Raw genomic sequence first — 7,165 nt, 5'->3', positions numbered from 1 at the left:
GTACTTTTCGCCATTTTTTGGAGGGTGTCAGCATTAAAGAATTGCTTAAATTGCTTCTGTAAGGAGATAATCGTCATCGGCTTCACTATTGATGTAGGTAGTTTGTTTGGCGACGATTATCTGATCATAAATGAAGCCTTTTTTCTATCTAAATAAACAAGTTAGCTCTTAAGATCCTGTCTATGATGCTGCTTAAGTAGAAACCTAAGCAGCATAAAGAGTTAAACCCACCGGGTCATTGCAGACGCTAATGATGGAGATAGGTTAAGACCACTTGCGGAGAGCCTGTTAATGCGGCGGACACACTAGATGTCATCTAACGAATAAGGCACCGCAGTCGCGCAAGTCATCAGGGCCACGACGTATGCGAATCGTCGATAAGTAGGCCGAATGTAGAGCGGCAGTCCAAAACCCATCAACATAAGTTTAGCGGATGTTTGACAACCGGGGGAATCCATGTAGCCGCGTTAAGTGGTGAGCAACGCAGACCACCCTACTAAACTATTGTGCAGTAAACACTAAATTCAAAGCAAACTGAGAATGCCAAGCGTTGAGAATCCGTCTTAAACGCTTTGTATGGTACATTTCATCGAACATCTAGACCAAGAGCTTTTCGCCCCGCCTCCAAGATGTCCAATAGGTGCCCAGCCTTATAATTGTCATCTAGATTTCTAGAAAAGAACTCATGACTACGGTTTCTCTTGTCGATTGAGATGGTGTTAAACACCAATTCTAAACTATCAATGATCAACTCAATTTCTTTTATTGGTACGGTTGGCAAACCGAAGTTTAACTTATTGTTCAGATCATTGTGCGAAATGCGTTTATTTCTATGCATTTTGATTTTTGTAAAATTTGCCGAGATATCAGATTGTGCAGTTTCAATGATTTCTGATGCCTCCGACGAAAATGGTTCGTAGGTTGAGACAAGTTTTTTCAAGCTTAGATTATCTTTACCACTAGTTTTTTCAGGGTCTAGTAACCTAGAAATAATCAATAGCACATGATCATGTAACCTCAACTTAACGGTATCAAATAATAACGGATGTGACGGAAAAAGAACTTCACGTCTGCGTTCTTTATGTTGATGTCCATATAGATCTATAAACAAATACCAATGATTCTCTAGATCCCATAATTCCTTTTTAAACGCTTCAAGAATATCAAATTGACTCATAATTTCCCTATGTACCATAACAGCTATATTAGACAGAATAATTCTTCATTTTGTCCCTGAAACAATTCTGTCTAGTAATCTAAACAGTTCAGGCTCTGTCTAATAACCCATTTAATAACATTATCTTACCTACTTATCTTCGTATCAAACATGACGAAAAGCAGAAATTTTCCATATAGTTTCTGCAAAATGCAGAAAACTCCCCAATATGTGAGTAAACCGCAGCTCGATAATGAATAGTCATATCTTTGAATATCGTGTTTTCAAACAAAAACGCCGACGTAATTGTCGGCGCTTAACTCTTGGTATTAATAGGTTAGAGGTAGTTACTACTTCGCCATAGTACTCAAAAACTCGGCTTCGAACTCTTCATCGGCTTCTCGGGTTAAGCACTCCACCAGCCAGTCGATGCTTTGATGGTCTAGCTTACTGTTCACCACGAAGGCTTGCTTTACGCCAGACTGACCCAGCTTGGCAGAGCCGTAGTTCTTGAATGATTTATTGCCATGATAATGGAGTGATTTGATCGCCTCCGCGTTAGGTTCTGGTAATGCATCGAGGGTGTTGGCAAGCTGAATCACCAACTCCATTGGGTTCTTAGAGGAAGATATTCGATACAGAAAACCGCCCTCTACTCTTTGGCGAACCCAATAATCAAAGCCGCTGCAATCCATCACCTTGTCACTGACCAGTGCGGCTTCGCTGCGATAGCCACACGGTTCAACCATCACTGGGGTATGTTTGAATTCTGGCTGACCTGATGCGGCATCGGTATGAGGCAAGATTAGTTCGCATGGTTTGCTGTCTTTGGCGGTGGGTGCGTTCCAGTGGATAGGCATGAAGACTTGTTCACGGCGCATCTCTTTGGTCACCACTAAGCGGGCTTGGCACTCCCCTTGTGCGCTGCGCACTTTCACCACTGGATTAATAGTGGCGTGGTTGAAAGCATCTAGCCCAAACTCATCCAAGTTCAGTTCTGAAACGGTATCTGGGTGCATCGCAACAAAAGGCTCAGGGGTATGCTCACCTAAACCTGCCGCCAAGCCTGTGCGGCTCATGGTGTGCCATTGGTCTCGGATTCGGCCTGTGTTCATGATAAGTGGGAATTCAAGGCTGGTATCGGCAATCGGTTTGTCGTGCTCAACTGCAATAAACTGCGCTTTGCCTGATTCGGTAAAGAACTCACCATTGGTGAACATGCGCTGTTCGATGATCTCAGGTTGATACTCAAGTACTGGCCATTGCTGTGGAGTGAGTTCGCCATAGCCTTTTTCATCCAGTTGCGTGAGTCCAATTAAGCACAAGTCACGCGCTTTACCTGTTTCATTGCCGAGCGCTGTCATCTCGCAATACTCTTTAAAGATCTCACCTTCGTGGCGGAACTCAAATTGCTCTTTGAATCCCATTTTTTGTGCGACTTCTTTTAGAATCCACCAATCGGGTTTGGCTTCCCCTGGGCTTGGTAACACTCGGCGTTGGCGTGAGATTCGGCGTTCAGAGTTGGTCACGGTGCCCGATTTCTCGCTCCACCCTTGCGCGGGCAGCACCACATCGGCCAAGCGAGTGGTTTCAGTATCGGCAATACAATCAGACACCACCACAAACGGGCACTTCTCTAATGCGGCTTTGATCTTTTCGCTGTCAGGCAGGCTCACAACTGGGTTAGTTGCCATGATCCACACCGCTTTGATTTTGCCTTCATTCATGGCATCAAACAGGTCAATCGCTTTTAAACCCGCATGTGTGGCTAAGCTGTCGGTTTGCCAAAACTCGCTGACGGTTTGGTGTGATTGCGGATCACCAAATTCAAAATGCGCCGCTAAAGTATTGGCTAACCCGCCCACCTCACGTCCGCCCATCGCGTTCGGCTGGCCCGTTACAGAGAATGGCCCCATGCCCGGCTTGCCAATTTTCCCGGTGGCTAAATGGCAGTTAATAATGGCGTTTACCTTATCGCACCCTTGTGTCGATTGGTTCACGCCTTGGGAGTAAATGGTCAGCACCTTCTCGTTCGATGCAAACAAACTGTAGAACTGTTTTAGCTGCTGCTCTGTTAACCCTGTAAGTTCAGGAACACTTTTGTCGCCCCAGCCTGATTCGGTATAACCTGACTCTGTATAACGGTAGTGAGTCGCAGATCGAATCGATTCAGTAAAGCCTTGAGTGTGGTTTTCTATATAGTCTGAATCTAGCTTGTCGTTATCGTCGAGATAGCCCAATAAACCATTGAACAATGCGACGTCTGAGCCTGATTCCAATGCCAAGTGAATGTCTGCGATTTCACAGGTATCGGTATAACGCGGGTCGATGACGATGACTTTCAATGCAGGGTTGGCTTGTTTTGCGGCTCTTAATCTTTGGAAAAGTACCGGATGACACCATGCTAGGTTGGAACCTGTAATCACGACTAGATCGGCTTGCTCGAGATCTTCGTAGCATACCGGTACTGTGTCTGCGCCAAATGCTCGCTTATGCCCGACCACGGTTGAAGCCATACACAACCTAGAGTTACTGTCGATGTTGCCACTGCCGATGAAGCCTTTCATCAGTTTATTGGCAACATAGTAGTCTTCGGTAAGGAGCTGACCAGACACATAGAACGCAACGGAATCGGCCCCAAATTCTTCGATGGTTTGATTGAATTTGTCTGCGACCAACTGAGTGGCACTGTTCCAATCCAGCTGTTGTTTTTGCTCATTCTGAATATGAGCAGGCTGTGTAAGACGACCTAAAGGCGTGACGGTGTCGCCGAGCGCAATCCCTTTAGTACATAGCTTTCCATAGTTTGATGGATGATCTTTATCACCACGTACTTCTAGTTTTCCTAGCGATGTCGGTCTCGCTTCTATTCCACACCCTACACCACAATAAGCACAGGTCGATTTTATCCAGCCGTTGTTTGAATCGGTCATCCGTTTCTCGCTCAATTATCCATAATTGTAATAAGTGAAAACAAGCAAATAACACGCCACTTAATAGCAGTTGATGAATAGTAAGTAATTTAATTTAAAAACAACAACTTAATAAAAACACAAATATCAGCAATGAACCAATTAGAACTTAACCAAGATAGAAACTTAATTTTTGCACCATCTTGCTGAAAGTTGCACCACAAACGCTCATTTATATAAATCTAACAAAAATTTTACATACCACTTTAGGGGTAATTGCGTGCCACCTATATTTTTTAAACCACTGAAAATTATAAGTTAATTTTTATTTAAATGAACGAAACGTAATCTGGCATCCTCCTTGCTCCACTAAAAACCAAGACTTAGAAAAAACATTTTTGTTTTTCTTGATGATTATGAATTGAGTGGAATCTCAACCCGGTATTCATCTGCTAACGACTAGAAATTAGATGCTAGTGATGGTGACGCCGAGAATAAGGAATGGATTATGAGCAAGAAGAAAATCGTCGTTGTTGGTAACGGCATGGTTGGACACAAATTTATCGACAACATCCTGCAATCAGAGAGTGATGAGTTTGATGTGATTACTTTTAGTGAAGAGCCAAGGCTGGCCTACGACCGTGTTCAGCTAACGGCTTACTTTAATGGTAAAAGCGCTGATGACCTGTCATTGACCAGTGAAGAGTATTACCAAAGCAACGGCGTGAACTACTTGTTGAACCAGAAGGTTGCCAAGCTAGACACCGCCAATCAACAAGTCATCACTGAAAGTGGTCACGTTGAAAGTTACGACAAGCTAATCTTGGCGACGGGCTCTTTCCCTTTTGTTCCCCCTATTCCCGGTAACGACCAAGAACACTGTCACGTTTATCGCACCATCGAAGACTTAGACGCCATCGAGCTTTCAAGCAAAGGCAGCAAATCTGGCGTGGTGATTGGTGGTGGTCTGCTTGGCTTAGAGGCCGCAAACGCAGTCAAAAACCTTGGCTTAGAAACCCATGTGGTTGAATTTGCTCCACGCCTGATGGCCGTTCAGTTAGATGACGGTGGCGGCGCCCTACTGCGCAGAAAGATTGAAGACCTTGGTGTGCAAGTTCATACCGAGAAAGCGACCTCTGAAATAGTCGACGGAGAAAACGCTCGCTACCGCATGAACTTCGCAGACGGCACCCACTTAGAAACCGATATGATCGTATTCTCTGCCGGTATTCGCCCTCAAGATGAGCTAGCAAGAAGCTCTGATGTCGAGATTGGCGAGCGTGGCGGTATTGTGATCAACAATCACTGTCAAACCAATATCGACAACGTTTACGCCATTGGAGAATGTGCCCTTTGGGATAACAAGATCTTCGGCTTAGTGGCTCCCGGTTATTCGATGGCAAAAATCGCGGCTTCGCATATTGTCTCTGACGGTACTGACGACGCTGCATTTACGGGCGCAGACATGAGCACCAAACTCAAACTGCTTGGCGTCGATGTGGCCAGTATTGGCGAAGTACACGGCAAGACGGAAGGCGCTCAATCGTATACCTACAACGATGAAATTGAACAAGTTTATAAGCGCCTGATCATCTCGGCTGACGGCACAAAGATTGTCGGTGCCGTATTGGTCGGTGATGCAGAAGCCTACGGTTCGCTACTGCAAATCAAGCAAAACGATATGCCCCTTCCTGAAAACCCATCGGTATTGATTTTACCTAACGTGGCCGATGATTCTGGCTCTGCAATGGGTGTTGAAGCTCTGCCTGATAGCGCTGTGATCTGTTCATGTTTTGATGTGACCAAAGGCGATATTAAAGAGGCCGTTTCAGCTGGCTGCACCACGATGGCTGCATTGAAAGAAACCACGAATGCTTCAACAGGTTGTGGCGGTTGTTCTGCCCTTGCGAAACAGGTTCTCGATAGCGAGCTAAGTAACCTAGGTGTGGAAGTCTCTAACGATATCTGTGAGCACTTTGCTTATTCTCGCCAAGAGCTTACCGACATCATTCGCGTCAACAAAATCAAGACCTTCGACGAGCTGTTAGATTCTCACGGCAACGGATTGGGCTGTACTGTGTGTAAACCGGCTGTCGGTTCGATTCTGGCTTCGTACTGGAACGATTACATCCTTGAAGATCAACATATCGAGCTGCAAGACACCAATGACATCTACCTTGGCAACATGCAAAAAGACGGCACTTACTCGGTAGTTCCGCGTATTGCTGGCGGTGAAATCACTCCAGATAAATTGATTGTTTTAGGCGAAGTCGCTAAAGAGTTCGACCTGTACACCAAAATCACGGGCGGTCAGCGTGTCGACTTGTTTGGCGCACAGCTTAACGAACTGCCTATCATCTGGAAAAAGCTGATTGATGCAGGTTTTGAAACGGGCCACGCCTACGGTAAATCGGTTCGTACCGTGAAATCTTGTGTCGGTAGCACTTGGTGTCGATACGGCGTCGACGACAGTGTTGGCTTAGCGATTCGACTTGAGAACCGCTACAAAGGCCTGCGTTCACCACACAAGATCAAGTTTGCGGTTTCAGGCTGTACTCGTGAATGTGCAGAAGCCCAATCGAAAGACATTGGTGTTATCGCCACCGACAAAGGTTGGAACCTCTACATCTGTGGTAACGGCGGTATGCGTCCTCGTCATGCTGACCTATTCGCCACTGATTTAGACGAAACCACACTCCTTAAATACATCGACCGCGTTTTGATGTTCTACACACGTACCGCAGACCGCTTACAGCGTACATCGGTATGGATGGAGAACCTCGAAGGCGGCATTGAATACCTCAAGCAAGTCGTGATTGAAGACAAGCTCAACGTAGCTGAAGAACTCGAAGCGGACATCGCACTCAACATCGAGAAGTACCAGTGTGAATGGAAAACCACCATTGAAAACCCTGAGAAGATGAAGCGCTTCCAGCACTACATCAACAGTGAAGAAATGGACACTAGCCTCTCTTTCATCAAAGAGCGAGAGCAGCGTTTTCCTAAGCCGAGCTTGAGTGATGCTTCGAATTCAAAACGCGATGAAAAGCTCGCTAAAGCAGACCAAATCGAAGTGACTGAGGTTTCATAAATTTCA

Annotated in this window: 3 protein-coding genes; 1 reads left to right on the top strand and 2 read right to left on the bottom strand. The window is 45.5% G+C overall.

Features of this window, described 5'->3' with window-relative positions:
• Positions 1 to 586: 586 nt before the first annotated feature.
• Positions 587 to 1,177, bottom strand: a complete 591-nt coding sequence (locus tag AB4482_RS16465) for a hypothetical protein (RefSeq protein ID WP_372130796.1) — start codon at positions 1,175 to 1,177, stop codon at positions 587 to 589.
• 329 nt (positions 1,178 to 1,506) lie between these two features.
• Positions 1,507 to 4,104: a molybdopterin oxidoreductase family protein gene (locus tag AB4482_RS16460; protein ID WP_372181221.1), complete on the bottom strand. Its 2,598-nt coding sequence runs from the start codon at positions 4,102 to 4,104 to the stop codon at positions 1,507 to 1,509.
• Positions 4,105 to 4,576: 472 nt separating this feature from the next.
• Between AB4482_RS16460 and nirB the strand changes: the two genes are divergently transcribed.
• Positions 4,577 to 7,159: a nitrite reductase large subunit NirB gene (nirB, locus tag AB4482_RS16455; RefSeq protein WP_048608691.1), complete on the top strand. Its 2,583-nt coding sequence runs from the start codon at positions 4,577 to 4,579 to the stop codon at positions 7,157 to 7,159.
• The last annotated feature ends 6 nt before the right edge of the window (positions 7,160 to 7,165 follow it).

Origin of the sequence: Vibrio sp. 10N.222.55.C7 (assembly GCF_041473335.1) — a bacterium.
In the GTDB taxonomy this organism is placed as follows: domain Bacteria; phylum Pseudomonadota; class Gammaproteobacteria; order Enterobacterales; family Vibrionaceae; genus Vibrio; species Vibrio crassostreae_C.
This window is presented reverse-complemented; position numbering and strand designations above follow the sequence as displayed.